This is a genomic window from Phenylobacterium koreense (genome assembly GCF_040545335.1).
GTDB classification, from domain to species: domain Bacteria; phylum Pseudomonadota; class Alphaproteobacteria; order Caulobacterales; family Caulobacteraceae; genus Phenylobacterium; species Phenylobacterium koreense.
The window spans coordinates 1122130-1139258 of the sequence record NZ_JBEPLU010000001.1; the positions used below are offsets into that span (position 1 = coordinate 1122130).

General features: G+C 68.4%; 15 protein-coding genes. 7 read left to right on the forward strand and 8 right to left on the reverse strand.

Translation table 11 applies throughout. The features are described from left to right. Positions 1-148: 148 nt before the first annotated feature. Positions 149-616 carry a hypothetical protein gene (locus ABID41_RS05540; protein WP_331931473.1) on the forward strand — a complete coding sequence of 156 codons (468 nt, stop codon included), beginning with the start codon at positions 149-151 and terminating at the stop codon, positions 614-616. A 232-nt stretch (positions 617-848) separates the two neighbouring features. Next, a complete protein-coding gene (gene hpf, locus ABID41_RS05545) occupies positions 849-1205 on the forward strand; it encodes a ribosome hibernation-promoting factor, HPF/YfiA family (RefSeq protein WP_331931471.1) in 357 nt (118 codons plus the stop codon). Between the two features lie 70 nt (positions 1206-1275). On the opposite strand, the gene ABID41_RS05550 is transcribed toward hpf, so the two are convergent. From ABID41_RS05550 to ABID41_RS05560, 3 genes are read right to left on the reverse strand one after another with little or no spacing between them, the layout of a single operon-like run. Next, the gene (locus tag ABID41_RS05550) at positions 1276-2754 is read right to left on the reverse strand and encodes an efflux transporter outer membrane subunit (protein ID WP_354297276.1); all 1479 of its coding nucleotides are present in this window, start codon (positions 2752-2754) and stop codon (positions 1276-1278) included. Next, complete coding sequence (locus ABID41_RS05555) at positions 2738-4270, reverse strand: MDR family MFS transporter (protein ID WP_331927572.1); 1533 nt, start codon at positions 4268-4270, stop codon at positions 2738-2740. The genes ABID41_RS05550 and ABID41_RS05555 overlap by 17 nt, the downstream gene beginning before the upstream one ends. Then, on the reverse strand, positions 4267-5361 hold the full coding sequence (locus ABID41_RS05560; RefSeq protein ID WP_331927570.1) for an HlyD family secretion protein: 1095 nt from the start codon (positions 5359-5361) through the stop codon (positions 4267-4269). Before ABID41_RS05560 ends, ABID41_RS05555 begins: the two co-directional genes overlap by 4 nt. A gap of 146 nt (positions 5362-5507) precedes the next feature. Here ABID41_RS05560 and ABID41_RS05565 point away from each other — a divergent pair, with 146 nt between their 5' ends. Further along, positions 5508-6452, forward strand: coding sequence for a LysR family transcriptional regulator (locus ABID41_RS05565; protein WP_354297277.1), 945 nt, complete (start codon positions 5508-5510; stop codon positions 6450-6452). Between the two features lie 7 nt (positions 6453-6459). On the opposite strand, the gene ABID41_RS05570 is transcribed toward ABID41_RS05565, so the two are convergent. Beyond that, positions 6460-7851 carry an L-serine ammonia-lyase gene (locus ABID41_RS05570; RefSeq protein WP_331931990.1) on the reverse strand — a complete coding sequence of 464 codons (1392 nt, stop codon included), beginning with the start codon at positions 7849-7851 and terminating at the stop codon, positions 6460-6462. An 80-nt stretch (positions 7852-7931) separates the two neighbouring features. On the opposite strand from ABID41_RS05570, the gene ABID41_RS05575 reads away from it, so the two are divergent. From ABID41_RS05575 to ABID41_RS05585, 3 genes are all read left to right on the forward strand, one after another. Then, positions 7932-8480, forward strand: a complete 549-nt coding sequence (locus tag ABID41_RS05575) for a GNAT family N-acetyltransferase (RefSeq protein WP_354297278.1) — start codon at positions 7932-7934, stop codon at positions 8478-8480. Positions 8481-8570: 90 nt separating this feature from the next. Then, positions 8571-9683, forward strand: coding sequence for an S-(hydroxymethyl)glutathione dehydrogenase/class III alcohol dehydrogenase (locus tag ABID41_RS05580; protein ID WP_331931553.1), 1113 nt, complete (start codon positions 8571-8573; stop codon positions 9681-9683). Between the two features lie 173 nt (positions 9684-9856). Continuing rightward, positions 9857-10471 (forward strand): hypothetical protein, encoded by a 615-nt coding sequence (locus ABID41_RS05585; protein ID WP_331931554.1) that lies wholly within the window; start codon positions 9857-9859, stop codon positions 10469-10471. Positions 10472-10620: 149 nt separating this feature from the next. Here ABID41_RS05585 and ABID41_RS05590 read toward each other — a convergent pair whose 3' ends face one another. Genes ABID41_RS05590 through ABID41_RS05605 form a run of 4 tightly spaced genes read right to left on the reverse strand, consistent with a single transcriptional unit; the run spans position 10621 to position 16081 of the window. Continuing rightward, a complete protein-coding gene (locus ABID41_RS05590; protein WP_354297279.1) occupies positions 10621-11403 on the reverse strand; it encodes an aminoglycoside 3'-phosphotransferase in 783 nt (260 codons plus the stop codon). Positions 11404-11445: 42 nt separating this feature from the next. Continuing rightward, positions 11446-13332, reverse strand: a complete 1887-nt coding sequence (locus ABID41_RS05595; protein WP_331932566.1) for an acetyl/propionyl/methylcrotonyl-CoA carboxylase subunit alpha — start codon at positions 13330-13332, stop codon at positions 11446-11448. A gap of 2 nt (positions 13333-13334) precedes the next feature. Beyond that, positions 13335-14927 carry a carboxyl transferase domain-containing protein gene (locus ABID41_RS05600; protein ID WP_331932567.1) on the reverse strand — a complete coding sequence of 531 codons (1593 nt, stop codon included), beginning with the start codon at positions 14925-14927 and terminating at the stop codon, positions 13335-13337. Continuing rightward, positions 14924-16081, reverse strand: coding sequence for an isovaleryl-CoA dehydrogenase (locus ABID41_RS05605; RefSeq protein WP_331932568.1), 1158 nt, complete (start codon positions 16079-16081; stop codon positions 14924-14926). Before ABID41_RS05605 ends, ABID41_RS05600 begins: the two co-directional genes overlap by 4 nt. Before the next feature lie 105 nt (positions 16082-16186). Here ABID41_RS05605 and ABID41_RS05610 point away from each other — a divergent pair, with 105 nt between their 5' ends. Then, complete coding sequence (locus tag ABID41_RS05610) at positions 16187-17044, forward strand: LysR family transcriptional regulator (protein ID WP_331932569.1); 858 nt, start codon at positions 16187-16189, stop codon at positions 17042-17044. Positions 17045-17129: the final 85 nt, after the last annotated feature.

The following is a 17129-nucleotide window of genomic DNA, read 5'->3' on the forward strand; positions in this document are numbered from 1 at the left end:
CGCAAGTCGCGGATAACGCGGCGGTATTTCTGCTCTCCATGCAACCGATCGGTCAGCCATACCGGCGAGCGACGCGATGACCATTCAAGCCGCCCAAATGTTCCATTTTTGTTCTTGACCAGCCCGGAAAGCGCTATAGCCTCTTTGGATGAGCCAATTGATCGACACCTTTTCGTTCCCGACGGGTGAAAACCTCGACTACGAAAGTGAGGAGGAACTCCGCGAGCTTGACGTGCTGCGAGCGGAGGCTTGGCGCTATCTGCATACATACAGCTGGGACCCGCCGATTGCGGATCTCGTTCTCGCTTTTGGCGTCGCCCCCGTCATCGCTCTCTTTCTCGCACGGCGTCAGCCTGGCGCGAGACCGGAAGACGCCGAGCGTTGGGTTGTCGTTGGCGACCTGCCGTCGATGCACTTCGAAACGGACGACACGCCGACGCCGGCTCTCGCCCTGCGGCTGTACTGCGCCATCGCGCAGGATTGGGCGGACAATGTTCTCGCGGGCCGCGACCTTTCGGAGAGCTACCCGATTCCGGTCGCTCCGACCCGTGAACTGGCCGAGAACCTTCTGGGCCGCGTCGATTTCATTCGGACGAGGCTTATTCCTCTGGCGTAGAAGGATGGCTCGGGGACAACTTGTCCGCCGACTGCCCCCCACCGCCATTCATTCCCCGAAAACATGAGCGCTTCCAGAAGCTCTTTATCGAGCAGCGAACGGAACGTTGCCCGGTCTGATTATTGTCAAGGTCACCGGACGGGCGCAGCCTAACCCTTGGATACCGGTCCGAACCGCCGCGGTTCGTTGCGGGGTCGGGCCGGCCATCGCTCAGAGGAGGCTTGGTCGTTCCATGCAAGTTCGGGTCACTGGCAAACAGGTTGATGTCGGCGCCGCTTTCCGGGAAAGGGCCGCGGATGAACTGTCGGCCTGCGTCGGCAAGCATTTCGAGCGCGGCGGCCGCGCCGACGTGGTGCTGGGCCGGGAAGGCCACGCCTTCAAGGTCGACTGCGAGGTCACGCTGACCTCGGGCCAGCAACTGACCTCGCACGGGACCGGGGAGGACGCGCACCAGGCGCTGGACGCGGCGGTCACCAGGATGGAGCAGCAGGTCCGCCGCCTCACGGAGCGGCTGAAGGATCACCACCCGCAGGCGCTCGCCAAGCAGCGGGAGCATGCCGCCCGCTTCGTCGCGCAGCCCACGGATTAGGCCGGGGGTGAAGTTCCGCGCAGAGGCTGAGATGGCGTCGTCCCGGGCGCCACCCCGGGACTGACGTCCGTCAATCGGCGCTGGCCGAAGCCTGACGCCAGTCGGCGCCGGTGGCGGCGAACAGGCGGACGGCGTCGGCCAGGCGTTGGCCCTCGGCGCGCGCCAGCGCCGACTGGGCGTTGTGCGAGCTGCGCTGGGCGTCGAGCACCTCGAGGAAGCCGCCGCCGCCATTCTGGAAGGCGAGCTTGGCCAGGCGCAGATGTTCCTCGGCCTGTTCCGAGACTCGCTGCTGAGCGGTGATCGCCTCGTCGTCAGCGGCCAGGGCCGACATGGCGTCGGCCACCTGGCCGAAGGCGGTCAGCACGGTCTGCTGGTAGCGGGCCGAAGCGATCGCCGCAGCCTCGCGCGCCTGCTGGCGCCGCGCCTTGAGCGCCCCACCGTTGAACAGCGGCGCCGTCAGGCCCGCGCCGATGTTCCAACCGGTGGCGTCGTAGGAGAACAGGTCGTCCGGCTTCAGCGAACCCTGGGCGATCGACGCGCTGAGGCCGATCTTCGGATAAAGGTCGGCGGTCGCCACGCCGATGTCGGCGGTGGCGGCGTGCAGGTCGGACTCGGCGGCCAGAATGTCCGGCCGCTTTCGCACGAGTTCCGAAGGCAGGGTCACCGGGATCTCCGAGCTGAGGCCCATTTCGGCCAGCTTGAACTCGGGAGCGGCCCAATCGGCCGGCGCTTTGCCCACCAGCACGGCCAGGGCGTGGCGGGCGGCCGAGAGTTCGCCGCGCAGCGGCGGCAGCAGCGCACGGTCGGCCTCGAGCTGGGTCTCGGCGGCGACCTTAGCGGTTCGGGTCGAGCCGCCAAGCGCGTTGGCCTTGCGCACCAGTTCGACGTTGGCCTCGTCGTCGGCGATCATTCCCTCGACCGCGTCGATCTGGGCCTGGAGGGTGGCGATGGTCACCGCCTGCAGGGCGACGTTGGCGGTCAGCGACAGATAGGCCGCGTCGGTTCGGCGCGCCTGCGCCTCCAGACGCGCCGCCGCGCCCTCCAGCTTGCGCCGTTCGCCGCCGAAGATGTCGAGATCGTAGGAGATTCCGCCGCCGACCGAATAGAGGCTGAAGGTCGGGTTGCTGAGCTGCACGTCACCGAAGCCGGTGAAGCCGAAGGCCTGCAGGTTGGCCCGCTGGCGATTGAAGCCGCCGTTGAGATCGGCCTGAGGCCCCGCCTCGCCGCGCGCCAGGGCCAGGGCCGAGCGGGCCTGCCGCAGGGTGGCGTCGGCCTCGGCCAGGGTCGGACTGTCGGCCAGGGCCTGGCGGACGACCGCATCGAGGGTCGGGGAGCCGAGGGCCGTCCACCAGGGCCCGCTCGCCGCGCCCGCGGCGTCCAGGCGAGCTTCCACGGGCGCGGCGTCGCCGGCCATGGCGTAGGCGCCGGTCGCAGGCGCGGCCGGCTGTTCGAAATCAGGCCCCACCGTGGCGCAGGCCGACAGCAGGGCGGCCAGGCTAATGCTGGCCAGGAGGGCCGCAGGGCGGCGGGCGTTAGTCGACGGCGACATGGACGTTATCTTCCGCCTTGGTCTTTGGGGTGCGCATGAGAAGGATGAGGGGCGCGCAGAGGATGGTGATCCCCAGCATCAGCCTGAAATCGTCGATGTAGGAGAGCATGGAGGCCTGGCGGTTGATCATCCCGCTGAAGCCGGCCATGGCGCTCTGGGTGTGGAAGAGCAGCGGCTCGTAGGCCTGGAACAGGGGATTGTCCGGCCGGGCGTGCTCCACCATCACGGTGCGATGGGTCTCGATCCCGCTGACGTACTTGGCCTGCATGATCGAGATGCCGGCGGCCGAGCCGATGTTGCGGATCAGGGTGAAGAGACCGGCGCCCTCGGCCCGGTACTGGGCCTGGACGGTCGCGAAGGCGATGGTCGACAGCGGCACGAAGACGAGGCCCGTCCCGACGCCCGACAGGAAGCCCGAGACGATGATCAGGTGGGTGTCCATGTCGAGTGTGAAGTGGGTCATCTGCCACAGGGACACGGCGCTGATCGTCAGGCCCGCCAGCAGGATGAGCTTGATGTTCACCCGGCCGATGAGCTGGCCCACCGCGAACATGGCGACAAAGGACCCGATCCCGCGCGGCATGCTGACCAGGCCGGTGAAGGCCACCGGATAGCCCAGCAGGGTCTGCATCATCGGCGGCAGCAGGGCGAGCGTCGAATAGAGCAGGATGCCGATGAAGAAGCCGAATATGCAGCAGGTGATGAAGTTGGCGTCCGCCAGCAGGGCGCGCGCCACGAAGGGCTTGGCCGCCGTCGCGAGCTGCACCCCGAAGATCCAGAGCGCGATGATCGTCACCACCAGATAGGTCCAGATCTCGGCCGAGCCGAACCAGTCCTGGCTGGGGCCGCGGTCGAGCAGGAGCTGGAAGGCGCCGATGGCGAGCGCCAGGCTCGCAAAGCCCAGGATGTCGAAGGGCCGCTTTTCGTCGCCCTTCTTCTCCGAGAGAAACAGGAAGACGCCGGCGAAGGCCAGGAGGCCGACCGGCAGGTTGATGAAGAACACCCAGCGCCAGTCGAGGTTGTCGGTCAGCCAGCCGCCCAGAGCCGGGCCGAGGATCGGGCCGAGCACCGCGCCGGCGCCCCACACCGCCATGGCCTGGCCGTGGCGCTCGGGTGGGTTGATGTCCAGCAGCACCGCCTGGGACAGCGGGATCAGCGCCGCGCCGAACAGGCCCTGCAGCAGGCGGAAGAGGACGATCTCCACCAGGCTCGTGGCGATGCCGCACAGCATCGAGGCGACGGTGAACCCGGCGATGGAGATCAGGAACACCGTCTTGCGGCCCAACCGATCGGCCAGGAAGCCGGTCAGCGGAGTCATGATCGTCGCCGCGACGATGTATGAGGTCAGCACCCAGGTGATCTGGTCAGCCGACGCCGAGACGCTGCCCTGGATATGCGGCAGCGCGACGTTGGCGATCGTCGTGTCCAGCGAGTTCATGATCGTCGCCAGCATGACGGCGATCGTAATGGGAACCCGGTTGGCGGCGTCGCCCTTGCCGTTGCCGGCTCCGGTCATCGCGCGGCCGCCGCCGTACGCAGCGCCGAGCGGACGTCGACCTTCACCTTGGCGCTGAGGCCGCCGCTGAGGTCGGGCGCAGCTTCATCGAGGGCCAGACGGACGGGCAGGCGCTGGACCACCTTCACCCAGTTGCCGGTGGCGTTCTCGGGCGGCAGCAGGGCGAAACTGGAGCCGGTGCCCGGGCTGAAGCTGGCCACATGGGCCTTCAGCTCATGATCGTAGGCGTCGATCTTCACCGTGGCGGCCTGGCCGACTCGCATGTGAGCGAGCTGGTCTTCCTTGAAGTTGGCCTCGATCCACGGCGTGCCGGAGATCAGCCAGAAGAGCGTCTGGGAGGCGTTGACGCGGTTGCCCACCTGGATCTGCTCGACCTTGGTCACCACGCCGTCGGCCGGGGCGGTCACCACCGTGTAGGAGAGATTGAGCTTGGCCTGGTCGAGGGCCGCCTTGGCTTGCAGCACCTTGGGATGCTGATCGACGGGCAGGGTCGCCCGGCCGCCGATGTCGGCCAGGGCCGAGGCCATCTGCTGACGGACCACCGGGATCTGCCGGCGGGCCTGCTCGGCCGCGTGGGCGGCTTCGTCTGCCTGGGCTTGGGTCGAAACGCCTGCGGCGGCCAGCGCCTTCTGGCGGGCGGCTTCGCGCTCGGTGTAGCTCACCGTCTCCTGCGCAGCCGCGAGGTCGGCCTGGCGTTGCTCGTAGACCGCGCGCGAACCGCTGACTTCATACTGCGCGGCGGCCAGCGCGGCCTCGGCCTGGGCGACCGCGACCTGATAGTCGGCGGGGTCCAGTTTGAAGAGCAACTGGCCCCTGCGGACCTGCTGGTTCTCCTTGACGTCGACCTCGATCACCCGGCCGTCGATGCTCGGGCTGATGCCTGCGCGGGCGGTCTGGACATAGGCGTTGTCGGTTGTCTGGAACCGGCCGCTTGTCAGCACGAAATAGCCAACCACCGCGATGATCAGCAGCGGGCCGCCGATCATCAACGGCCAACGCAGCCTTTGCCCGAGGGAAGGTTCCGGCGGCCGATGGCTCGCCGCGTCCTGCTCCACTTCGGCGATCGCCTGATAGCCTTCCGCGTCGCTCACGCGCTGCTCCACGTCTCTATGCGGCCGGCGAGCGCCGTCCGCGAAATTTCTGTCGGATGGGTAGGAGGCGGGCGGGGAGGCCTACCTTGACGGTGCAGATAGGCTTCCAGCTTTCATGATCCAAATGATAGTTTGTCACCACCATCATGAATGATACTCATCTTCGTAATCTCGATCTGAACCTCATGCGGGTCTTCGTGGCCTTGCTGGAGGAGGAGAGCGCCACGCGGGCGGGCGAGCAACTGGGCCTGACCCAATCGGCGGTCAGCCACGCCCTTGGCCGGCTGCGGGCGGCGCTGGGCGACGACCTCTTCGTTCGCGGCCCGCTGGGCCTGCGCGCCACGCCGAGGGCCGCGGAGATGGGCGGGGCGGTGCGCGCGGCCCTGAAGCTGCTGGAGGAGGCGATCGCCCCGGCCTTCGACCCGGAAACCACCCAGCGGGTCTTCAACGTGGCGGCCAGCGCCTATGCCTGTTCGGTGCTGATGCCGGCCGTGGTCAAGCGGCTGCTGGTCGAGGCGCCCGGCGCCAAGCTGCACCTGGCCAGCCCCACCTCGCACCTGGCCGAAGACCTCGACCGCGGCCGGCTGGACATGGCGCTGGGCGGCTTCGACCATGTCGCCGAACGCTTCACCCATACGCCGCTGTTCGAGGACACCGGGGTCTGGGTCATCCGCTCGGGCCACCCGGCGCTGGAGCATGGAGTCAGCGACGAGGTGCTGGCCGCCCTGCCCCGGCTGGTCATCGGGGCGCCCGACCCGCGCGAAACCACCCAGGGCCGAGGCGTCGGCCTGCAGCGTATCGCCAACTGGAGCGAGGAATACGCCCTGGGCGGGGTGAGCCTGCGGGAGGTCGACAGCCCGATCAGCGTGCCCGACCCCTATTCGGCCCTGGTGATGGTGGCCGACACCGACGTCGCCGCCCTGCTTCCGCGCAGGCTGGCGCAACTGGCCGAACAGGGCGGCCGGGCGGTGCTGATCGAACCGAGCCGCGAACCGACCCCGTTCGTCGTCGGGGCGGTGGTGCGCAGCGGCGAGACCGGCGCGGTCGAGTGGCTATTGAGGCTGGTCTGCGAGGTGGCGGCCGAGCTTTAGCCACCCGTCAGCACTCCACGACGTTTACGGCCAGGCCGCCCAGCGAGGTTTCCTTGTAGATTTCGCTCATGTCCTCGCCGGTGCGCTTCATGGTGGCGATGACCTTGTCCAGCGAGACGGTGTGCTGTCCATCGCCCAGCAGCGCCAGCCGCGAGGCGTCGATGGCCTTCACAGCACCCATGGCGTTGCGCTCGATGCAGGGGATCTGGACCAGCCCGCCGATGGGATCGCAGGTCAGGCCAAGATTGTGCTCCATGGCGATCTCGGCGGCGTTCTCGATCTGGGCGTTGGCGCCCCCCAGGGCCGCGGTCAGACCGGCCGCCGCCATCGAACAGGCGACGCCCACCTCGCCCTGGCAACCGACCTCCGCGCCCGAGATCGAGGCGTTGCGCTTGTAGAGCGCGCCGATGGCCGCGGCGGTCAGCAGGAAGGTTCGCCTTCCCTCCGGCCCGCCGCGGTGGAAGCGGTCGTAATATCTGAGCACCGCCGGCAGCAGCCCGGCCGCGCCATTGGTGGGGGCGGTGACGACCCGGCCGCCGGCGGCGTTCTCCTCGTTCACCGCAAGCGCCCAGAGGTTCACCCAGTCGAGCGCCGCCAGGGGGTCGGAGATGTTGCGCTCCACCTTGGCCATCAGTTCGTTGTGGATCTGGCGCGCGCGGCGGCGGACCTTCAGCCCGCCCGGCAGACAGCCCTCCTGCCGCAGGCCGCGGTCGATGCACGCCTCCATGGCCGCGAAGACATCGTCGAGGCCCTGGTTGACCTCCTCGGCCGTGCGCGTCGCCGTTTCGTTGGCGAACATCAGTTCGGCGATGGAGAGCCCGGCGGCGTCCGCCTGAGCCAACAGTTCGGCGCCGGAGGCGAAGGGATAGGGTTCGACGGCCGCCTGCGCCACCGTCGCGCCCGCCGCCATCTCGGCGGCGTCCAGCACGAAACCTCCGCCTACGGAGAAATAGACGTCTTCGGCCAGCAGCGCCTCGCCGTCATAGGCGCGCAGGGCCAGGGCGTTGGGATGCTGCGGCAGGCGCTCGCGCCCCGCCCACAGGATGTCGCGCGCCTCGTCGAAGCCGATGGTAGGGCCGACGCGGCCGAGGGGAAGCCGCCCCGTGGCCCTGATCTCCTCCAGCGCCGCCTCGGCGGCGTCCGGATCGATGGTGGCCGGTGCGAACCCGGCCAGGCCCAGCATGACCGCGCGGTCGGTGGCGTGCCCGCGGCCAGTGAGGGCCAGGGAGGCGTAAAGCTTCGCCTCCACCCGCGTCGTGCGCGCCAGCAGGCCCCGGCCCGCCAGCCGTTCGACGAAGCGGCCTGCCGCCGTCATCGGCCCCATGGTGTGCGAGCTCGAGGGGCCCACTCCCAGCTTGAACAGATCAAAGGCGCTCGCCATGCAGCTTAGGTAGGCCATCGCCGGAAAGCCGCCAAGCCGTCGCCGCAGACGGCGAGCTTGCAGGTGACGAGAGCGCAGGCCCTGGAGTAGTCGAGGGCATGGATACGGCCCTGACCATCCGCCTGGCCCTGGAGGCCGACATCCCGACGCTGCGCCAGGTGATGGAACGGGCGATCGACCAGTTGCTGCCGGCCTTCCTGCCGGCGCCGCAGGTGGCGGCCTCGCGCGAGGTGATGGGGCTGGACAGCCAACTCATCGCCGACCGCACCTATTATGTGGTCCAGGCGGGCGAGGCGATCGCCGGCTGCGGCGGCTGGAGCCGGCGCGCCACCCTGTTCGGGGGCGACCACTCGGCCGGCCGCGACGCGGCCCTGCTCGATCCGGCGACGGAAGCGGCCCGGGTGCGCGCCATGTACACCGACCCGGCCTTCACCCGCCGCGGCGTCGGCCGGATGATCCTGGCGACCTGCGAGGCCGCGGCCGCAGCCGAGGGATTCGACCGCTGCGAGATGGCCGCGACCATGGCCGGCGAGCCGCTCTACGCCGCCTGCGGCTACCGGCGCATCGAGCCCTTCGAAGCCGAAACGTCCGCCGGCGTGCGCGTGCCGCTGGTGCGGATGGGCAAGTCGATCGCGCGCCCGGCCTGATCGCCGCCGGGCTTTCACCACGCCTTCCGGGGCTTTCCCTTCGGCGCCGCTCGGCGTAGGTGGGGCGGGAAGCCATCCAACGAGGACGCCATGAAGACCCGCGCCGCCGTCGCCTTCGAAGCCAAGAAGCCGCTGGAAATCGTCGAGGTCGACCTGGAGGGCCCCAAGGCCTTCGAAGTGCTGGTCGAGATCAAGGCGACGGGCGTCTGCCACACCGACGCCTACACGCTCGACGGCCTGGATTCCGAAGGCATCTTCCCCTCGATCCTGGGTCACGAGGGCGCGGGCGTGGTGGTCGAGGTCGGCCCCGGCGTCACCAGCGTGAAGCCTGGCGACCACGTGATCCCGCTCTACACGCCCGAATGCCGGCAGTGCAAAAGCTGCCTCTCGCGCAAGACCAACCTCTGCACCGCCATCCGCGGCACGCAGGGCAAGGGCCTGATGCCCGACGGCACCAGCCGCTTCTCCTACAAGGGCCAGCAGATCGCCCACTACATGGGCTGCTCGACCTTCTCGAACTACACGGTCCTGCCCGAGATCGCGGTGGCGAAGATCCGCCCCGACGCCCCCTTCGACAAGGCCTGCTACATCGGCTGCGGCGTCACCACGGGGGTCGGCGCCGTGGTCAACACCGCCAGCGTCGAGCCGGGCGCCAACGCCGTGGTCTTCGGCCTCGGCGGCATCGGCCTCAACGTCATCCAGGGCCTGAAGATGGTGGGCGCCGACATGATCGTCGGCGTCGACATCAATCCCGACCGCGAAGAGTGGGGCCGCAAGTTCGGCATGACCCACTTCGTGAACCCCAATGACATCGGCGGCGCCGACATCGTCGCGCACCTGGTCGCCCTGACCGACGGCGGCGCGGACTACACCTTCGACTGCACCGGCAACACCAACGTCATGCGCCAGGCCCTGGAGGCCTGCCATCGCGGCTGGGGCGAGAGCATGATCATCGGCGTGGCCGAGGCGGGCAAGGAGATCTCCACCCGCCCCTTCCAACTGGTCACCGGCCGCGTCTGGAAAGGCTCGGCCTTCGGCGGCGCCCGCGGCCGCACCGACGTGCCGAAGATCGTCGACTGGTACATGGACGGGAAGATCCAGATCGACCCGATGATCACCCACGTCATGCCGCTGGAAGACATCAACAAGGCCTTCGACCTGATGCACGCGGGCGAGAGCATCAGAAGCGTGGTGGTGTTTTAGGGGGCGCACTACGGGAGTTATTGTTCCTAATTTGTTCTGGACAAATTCGGGGAAATCCTGGATGATTTGGTCATCGCTCGCCTAGTGGGTTTGAGCGGATACATCCAGCACAGCCGACCGCAATCACCGCGGGCCAGCGTGCGATTTCCCTTCAATTTGCAGAAAGAACGCAGATGGCGAAGATGCCTCTCGGCGAACCAAAAAGCGTACCCGATCCGGAAGGTGAACTCTACGACCGTGAGATGGCGAGAAGGAAGATTGCTCGCCCTACTACTCTTCAATCTTTCATTCCGGTCGTCGGGCCTGCTTGGGAGGCGGCCGCGGACTTTCAGGACGGCGACTACGCAAGCGCCGCATTCAATGGTGCGATGGCAGTAGCAGATGTTCTTCCCGTCGGGATTGCAGCGAAAGGCGTTAGGGCGGCAAGCAAGGGCGTAACGATGCTCAAAAAGGGCTCGGTCACCGCGAACGCTGCGGCAAAGTCCCTTCGACGCAAAGGCGTCGCCGGCAAAGGCCAAGAGATTCACCACACGATCCCACTAAAAGGGAAAAGCAGGACGGCACAGGACCCGCGCAACAACTACATGTTCCTCAAGGTCCTGCCCAAGGAACAACATCGACGCCTTACCGGCAGCTGGGATGGCAAGCCGCGATACGATCCGATCCGCCGCGTCTGGTATGGCACCAACGACTGGCAGAAGGCGCTTCCAACAACCCTCGTCGGCGATGCGATGGATACGCTAGAGAACTTTGTCGGCCGCGGACCGCAGCAAAGGAAGACGAACTAGGGAAGCAGCGCCCCCCAGAATTCGCACCCTCTCGCGGAGTTCCGCGAGAGGGCGCGAACAGCCGCTAAGGCCCGCATTCGCTACACGATCCCCGACGCCGAACCGGTCGTCCTGGATGTCTCAACCCCGATCTGCGACGCGCTCGCCGCTCAGAACAGCTCGTCCATCAGCCGGTAGAAGTCGCAGGCGGCCTCGTCGATCTGAGCCAGCGGATAGTGCTCGCGCAGGATCGCAGCGGCGTCGAGGTCCGGGTAGTTGTACTTAGCCGAGCGCAGGAAGAGGGCGAGGTCCTGGTAGGGGTCGGCGAGGCCCAAGCGACCGAGGTCGATCAGGCGGACGGGCCGGCCGGGGCTCCAGAGGAAGTTGGGCAGGCTGGCGTCGCCGTGGGTGAGGACGAGACGCTCCGTAGCCGGACGGGTCGCATGGGCGGCGTCCAGGGCCTGGCGGGCGGTCCAGCCGGCGCGCTCGCCGTCGAAGTCGCCCTCGTCCACCAGGCCGGCGGCGACGTGGCGTTCGGCCAGGGCGAACTTGACGTCCAGGCGCATGTCGAAGGGGCAGCCGGCGGGATCGCGGCCGTGCAGGGCGGCGAGGGCCTGCGCAGTCGCGGCCAGGCCGTCGGCAGCTTCCTGTGGCGAAAGATGCGAAACCGGACGACCAGCCAGGTTCTTCATCACCAGGGCGAGGCCGCCGTCCAGCTCGCCGCTCCAGAGAACCGGCGCCGTCGGCGCCTGCGGCCCCAGCCACTCCAGCACGGCGATCTCGCGGGCCAGCAACTCGATATTGGCAGAGGTCGAGGCGAACTTGACCACCGCCTCCCCCGCCCGCGCGACGAGGTCGCCGGACCGGCCGTGATCGACCACGCCGACGAGCGCTTCAGGCTGGGGAAGGCGCGCGGCTTCGAGGATGGCGCGGACATGCTGGGCGCTGGACATAGGGGCGAACCTAGCAGAAGCCGCGCCCGCGGCGCAGCTTGCCTAATCCGCCGCCTTGAGCCGCGCCAGGGCGACGCCCTCGCTGACCTGGTCGCCGACGCTGACGCTGATCGCCTCGACCACGCCGTCGAAGGGGGCGGCGAGCGCGTGCTCCATCTTCATGGCCTCAAGGGTCAGCAGGGTCTGGCCGCGGGCCACCGCATCACCGACCGCGACCGAAACCGCCACCACCTTGCCCGGCATGGGCGAGGCGATCGCCCCGTCCCCGCCGCCGCTGTGGGCCGCGTCCTTCATCGGCGGGCGCGGGGTCAGGACGAAGGTCTCGCCGGCGTCGAAGACCACGACCTCGCCGTCCTCGGTCAAGAGGACGTCGTCAGGCACGTCATCGGAGTAAAGCGGCGCGTCGAAGCCGCGGTCGCCCAGATAGAGCCGCATGGTGCGGCTGGACGGGGCGTTGAGCCGGAACCCGGTGAGCGCCGCCCAGGGACCGGCCGGCGCGGCGTCCTCCTCGGTCAGGGTCAGGGCCATGGCGGCGGCGGCCAGGGCGGGCTCGGTCGGGTCCGGTCGAGCGGCCAGAGCCTCGATCCGCGCCTCGATGAAGCCGGTGTCCACCTCGCCGGCGATGAAGTCGGGATGGTCCAGGCAGCGGGCGAGGAAGCCGGCGTTGGTCCTGACGGGCCAGACCTCGACCTCGCTGCATGCCTGGGCCAGCAGGTCTGAGGCGCCCTCGCGCGTGGGCGCATGGGCGATCAGCTTGGCGATCATCGGATCGTAGAAAGGGGTGATCTCGCCGCCCTCCTCGACGCCGGAATCGATGCGAACGAGGTCTTCGGGCAGGCGGAAGTGCTCCAGCACCCCGATGGAGGGCAGGAAGCCGCCGGCCGGGTTCTCCGCATAGAGCCGCGCCTCGAGGGCATGGCCGGAAAGCTCGATCTGGTGCTGGCCGAGCGGCAACGGTTCGCCGGCCGCCACGCGGATCTGCCATTCCACCAGATCGACGCCGGTCACCGCTTCGGTGACCGGATGCTCCACCTGCAGCCGGGTGTTCATTTCCATGAACCAGATCCGGTCGGGGCGCAGGCCCTCGCTGGCGTCGGCGATGAACTCCACCGTGCCGGCGCCGACATAGCCGACCGCCTTGGCGGCGTTGACTGCGGCCTGCGTGACGGCAGCGCGGGCGACCTCGCTCATGCCGGGGGCCGGGGCCTCCTCGATCACCTTCTGGTGCCGGCGCTGCAGCGAGCAGTCCCGCTCATAGAGGTGAACGACATTGCCGTGGGCATCGCCGAACACCTGCACCTCGATGTGGCGCGGGCGCTGGACATAGGTCTCCAGCAGCACGCGGTCGTCGTTGAACGACGCCAGCGCTTCCCGCTGGCAGGATGTGAGGGCGGCAGCAAAGTCCTGCGCATGCTCGACCTTGCGCATTCCCTTGCCGCCGCCGCCGGCCACCGCCTTGATGAGGACGGGATAGCCGATCTTGTCAGCCTCGGCCTTCAGCCGCTCGGCGGACTGGTCTTCGCCGAGATAGCCCGGGGTGACCGGCACCTCCGCTGCCGCCATCAGCGCTTTGGCAGCGTCCTTGAAGCCCATGGCGCGGATCGCCTCGGGCGGCGGGCCGACCCAGGTCAGGCCCGCGGCGACCACCGCCTCGGCGAAGTCGGCGTTCTCGGAGAGGAAGCCATAGCCCGGATGGATGGCGTCGGCGCCCGCGGCCAGGGCCGCGTCGATGATCTTCTCGCCGTCGAGATAGCTTTCGCGCGCCGCCGCCGGGCCGATCAGCACGGCCTCGTCGGCCATGGCCACATGCGGCGCGTCGGCGTCGGCCTCGGAATAGACGGCGACGGTGGCGAGGCCCATCGCCCGGGCGGTGCGGAAGACGCGGCAGGCGATCTCGCCGCGATTGGCGACCAGAATGCTCTTGATCATGGTCACATCCGGAAGACGCCGAACCGGGTCTCCGGGATCGGCGCGTTGAGGGCGGCGGAGATGGAGAGGCCGAGGACGTCGCGGGTCTGGACCGGATCGATGATCCCGTCGTCCCACAGGCGGGCGGTGGCGAAGTAGGGCGAGCCCTCCTCCTCGTACCTGGCGCGGATCGGGGCCTTGAAGGCCTCCGCCTCGGCTGGCGTCCACTTGTCGGCGTCGCGGTGGACGGTGGCCAGGACGCTGGCGGCCTGCTCGCCGCCCATGACGGAGATGCGGCTGTTGGGCCAGGTCCAGAGGAAGCGCGGGGAATAGGCGCGGCCGCACATGCCGTAGTTGCCGGCCCCGAAGGAGCCGCCGATCAGGACGGTGAACTTGGGAACCTCGGCGCTGGCGACGGCGGTGACCAGCTTGGCTCCGTCCTTGGCGATGCCGCCGGCCTCGTACTTCCCGCCGACCATGAAGCCGGAGATGTTCTGCAGGAAGACCAGCGGGATCTTCCGCTTGCAGGCCAGCTCGATGAAGTGCGCGCCCTTCAGTGCGCTCTCGGAGAACAGCACGCCGTTGTTGGCGAGGATCGCCACCGGATGGCCCCAGATACGGGCGAAGCCGCAGACCAGGGTCGTGCCGTAAAGCGCCTTGAACTCGTCGAAGTCGGAGCCGTCGACGACGCGGGCGATCACCTCGCGGACGTCATAGGGCGCGCGGACGTCGGTGGGGACGATGCCGTAGAGTTCCTCCGGATCGTAGGCCGGCGGGCGCGGCGCGCGCAGGTCCTGGTCGACCGTCTTGGTCGAGTTCAGGTTGGCGACGATGGAGCGGACGATGGTCAGGGCATGCTCGTCGTCCTCGGCCACATAGTCCACGACACCGGAGCGCCGGCCGTGTGTGTCGGCGCCGCCGAGTTCCTCGGCCGAGATCACCTCGCCGGTGGCGGCCTTCACCAGCGGCGGGCCGCCCAAGAAGATGGTGCCCTGGCCGCGGACGATCACCGTCTCGTCGGACATCGCCGGCACATAGGCGCCGCCGGCGGTGCAAGAGCCCATGACGCAGGCGATCTGCGCGACGCCCTCGGCGCTCATCCGCGCCTGATTGTAGAAGATGCGGCCAAAGTGGTCGCGGTCCGGGAAGACCTCGGCCTGGTGCGGCAGGTTCGCGCCGCCGGAGTCCACCAGGTAGACGCACGGCAGGCGGTTCTGCATCGCCACTTCCTGGGCGCGCAGGTGTTTCTTAACCGTGATCGGGAAATAGGCCCCGCCTTTCACCGTCGCGTCGTTGGCGACGATCATCACCTCGCGCCCAGCGACGCGACCTATGCCGGTGATGATCCCGGCGCCCGGCGCCTCGTCGCGATAGAGCCCGTGGGCGGCGAGCGCCGCCACCTCCAGGAACGGTGAGCCAGGATCGAGCAGGCGTTCGACCCGCTGGCGCGGCAGCAGCTTGCCACGCGAGGCGTGCCGATGGCGCGAGGCCTCCGAGCCGCCCAGCGCCGTCTGCGCGGTGTGCCTGGCGAGTTCCTCGGCCAGGGCGCGGTTGTGTGCGGCGTTGGCCTTGAAGGTCTCGCCGGCCTTGTCGATCGAGGTCGTGAGCCTGGTCATGCGCCCAGCAGCTCCCGCCCGATCAGGAAACGGCGAATCTCGTTGGTCCCGGCGCCGATGTCATAGAGCTTGGCGTCGCGGACCAGACGCTCGACCGGGAACTCCTTGGTGTAGCCCGCTCCGCCCAAGGCCTGCACCGCCTCCAGGCTGACGCGGACGGCGTTCTCGGAAGCCAGCAGGATCGCGCCGGCAGCGTCGAAGCGAGTGGTGAGGCCAGCGTCGCAGGCCTTGGCCACGGAGTAGACATAGGCCCGGGCCGAGTTCAGGGCCACGTACATGTCGGCGACCTTGCCCTGCATGAGTTGGAAAGAGCCGATCGGTTTGCCGAACTGCTGGCGCTCGCGGACATAGGGCAGCACCACGTCGAGGCAGGCCTGCATGATCCCCAGCGGCCCGGCGGCCAGCACCGCGCGTTCGTAGTCGAGGCCGCTCATCAGCACGCCCGCGCCGCCGTTCAGCGGCCCCAGGACGTTCTCCTCAGGGACTTCGCAGTCCTCGAACACCAGTTCGGCGGTGTCGGAGCCGCGCATGCCCATCTTGTCGAGCTTGGGCGAGACCGAGAAACCCTTCATCCCTTTCTCGATGAGGAAGGCGGTGATGCCGCGGCTCGCCTCGTCCGGCGAGGTCTTAGCGTAGACCACCAGAGTATCGGCGTGCGGCGCGTTGGTGATCCAGAACTTCGTGCCGTTCAGCACGTAGTGGTCGCCGCGATGGTCGGCGCGGAGCTTCATCGAGACCACGTCCGAGCCGGATCCCGCCTCGCTCATGGCCAGCGAGCCGACGTGCTCGCCGCTGATCAGCTTGGGCAGGTAGCGGCGCTTCTGCACGTCGGTCCCCCAGCGACGGATCTGGTTCACGCAAAGGTTGGAGTGCGCGCCGTAGGAGAGGCCGACCGAGGCCGAGGCGCGGCTGACCTCCTCCATGGCCACCACGTGTTCGAGGTAGCCGAGGCCAAGCCCGCCATACTCCTCCTCCACCGTGATCCCGTGCAGGCCAAGCTCGCCCATCTCGGGCCAGAGCTCGCGAGGGAAGGTGTTGGTGGCGTCCACCTGGGCGGCGATCGGCGCGATGCGGTCGGCGGCGAAGCGGGCGGTGGTCTCGCGGATGGCGTCGGCGGTCTCGCCGAGGCCGAACTGGAAGCTGGGACCGGTCATGGGCTCGGACTTCTCTGATGGGAGAGGCAGGTTCGCAAACCTAGGCCCGGAAGAACAATCCACAAAATTGAACGATCATGATGCATATGATAGGTCTCATCTATTATGGATCGGTACCTGCTCCGCTATTTCCTGGCCATCGTGGAGACGGGCAACTTCAGCCGCGCCGCCGCGCGCGAGAACGTGGCCCAGCCCACCCTGTCGGCCGGCATCGCCAAGCTGGAGGCCGAACTGAAGGCGCGGCTGTTCGACCGCACCAATCGCCGGGTCCACCTGACCGAGGCCGGCGCCCGCCTGCTGGTCCACGCCCGGCGGATCGAACATGAGTACAATCTCGCCCTGGCCGCGGTTTCGGGCGCACCGCAGAGTCGGCTGCTGCGCGTGGCTGTGCTGGCGACGATCCCGACGGCGCTCGTCGAGGAGATCCTGATCCGCCAGGCCGGCGGCGAGGAACGGATCGAACTGCTTGACGGCTCCGAGCGTGAGGTCGCCGCGCTGCTGGACCGCCGCCGCGTCGACCTGGCCCTGACCACCATCAGTCCGTCCACGGACCGGCTTCGCAGCGAGCGGCTGTTCGAGGAGGGCTATGGCCTGGCCCTTCCCGCCGGTCACCGGCTGGCCGGCGAGATTTCGGTGCCCGGCGAGGCCCTGGCCGACGAAGTGATGATGGTGCGCCGCCATTGCGAAGTCCTGGCCCAGACCAGTCGCTACTTCACCGGCCTGAACGTGCGGCCCTTCTTCAGCTATCGGGGAACCAGCGACGACAAGGTGCTGGCCCTGGTTCGCGCCGGGCTGGGGATCACCGTCATGCCCGACAGCCACCAGGCTGACGGCGTGGCCCGCGTGAAGCTGGACGGCTTCACGCCCAGGCGTACGATCGGGCTCGTCTATGCAGAGGAGACGGCGGGCCAAGGTGGGGACTTCGCCCAGGCGGCCAGAGAGGTGTTGAGTCCCGAGACCTAGGCGCGCAAGGAAACTCCTTCTAGTAGCGCTTTTGCATAATACCCCCATAGGTAAATATCCGATCAAGCCGCTGGAAAGACCTGAT

Excerpts from the sequence above, each read along its gene's own strand:
- ABID41_RS05540 (WP_331931473.1), top strand. The coding sequence starts at position 149 with ATGAGCCAATTGATCGACACCTTTTCGTTCCCGACGGGTGAAAACCTC.
- hpf (WP_331931471.1), top strand. The coding sequence starts at position 849 with ATGCAAGTTCGGGTCACTGGCAAACAGGTTGATGTCGGCGCCGCTTTC.
- ABID41_RS05550 (WP_354297276.1), bottom strand. The coding sequence starts at position 2,754 with ATGTCGCCGTCGACTAACGCCCGCCGCCCTGCGGCCCTCCTGGCCAGC.
- ABID41_RS05555 (WP_331927572.1), bottom strand. The coding sequence starts at position 4,270 with ATGACCGGAGCCGGCAACGGCAAGGGCGACGCCGCCAACCGGGTTCCC.
- ABID41_RS05565 (WP_354297277.1), top strand. The coding sequence starts at position 5,508 with ATGAATGATACTCATCTTCGTAATCTCGATCTGAACCTCATGCGGGTC.
- ABID41_RS05570 (WP_331931990.1), bottom strand. The coding sequence starts at position 7,851 with ATGGCCTACCTAAGCTGCATGGCGAGCGCCTTTGATCTGTTCAAGCTG.
- ABID41_RS05575 (WP_354297278.1), top strand. The coding sequence starts at position 7,932 with ATGGATACGGCCCTGACCATCCGCCTGGCCCTGGAGGCCGACATCCCG.
- ABID41_RS05580 (WP_331931553.1), top strand. The coding sequence starts at position 8,571 with ATGAAGACCCGCGCCGCCGTCGCCTTCGAAGCCAAGAAGCCGCTGGAA.
- ABID41_RS05585 (WP_331931554.1), top strand. The coding sequence starts at position 9,857 with ATGGCGAAGATGCCTCTCGGCGAACCAAAAAGCGTACCCGATCCGGAA.
- ABID41_RS05590 (WP_354297279.1), bottom strand. The coding sequence starts at position 11,403 with ATGTCCAGCGCCCAGCATGTCCGCGCCATCCTCGAAGCCGCGCGCCTT.
- ABID41_RS05595 (WP_331932566.1), bottom strand. The coding sequence starts at position 13,332 with ATGATCAAGAGCATTCTGGTCGCCAATCGCGGCGAGATCGCCTGCCGC.
- ABID41_RS05600 (WP_331932567.1), bottom strand. The coding sequence starts at position 14,927 with ATGACCAGGCTCACGACCTCGATCGACAAGGCCGGCGAGACCTTCAAG.
- ABID41_RS05605 (WP_331932568.1), bottom strand. The coding sequence starts at position 16,081 with ATGACCGGTCCCAGCTTCCAGTTCGGCCTCGGCGAGACCGCCGACGCC.
- ABID41_RS05610 (WP_331932569.1), top strand. The coding sequence starts at position 16,187 with ATGGATCGGTACCTGCTCCGCTATTTCCTGGCCATCGTGGAGACGGGC.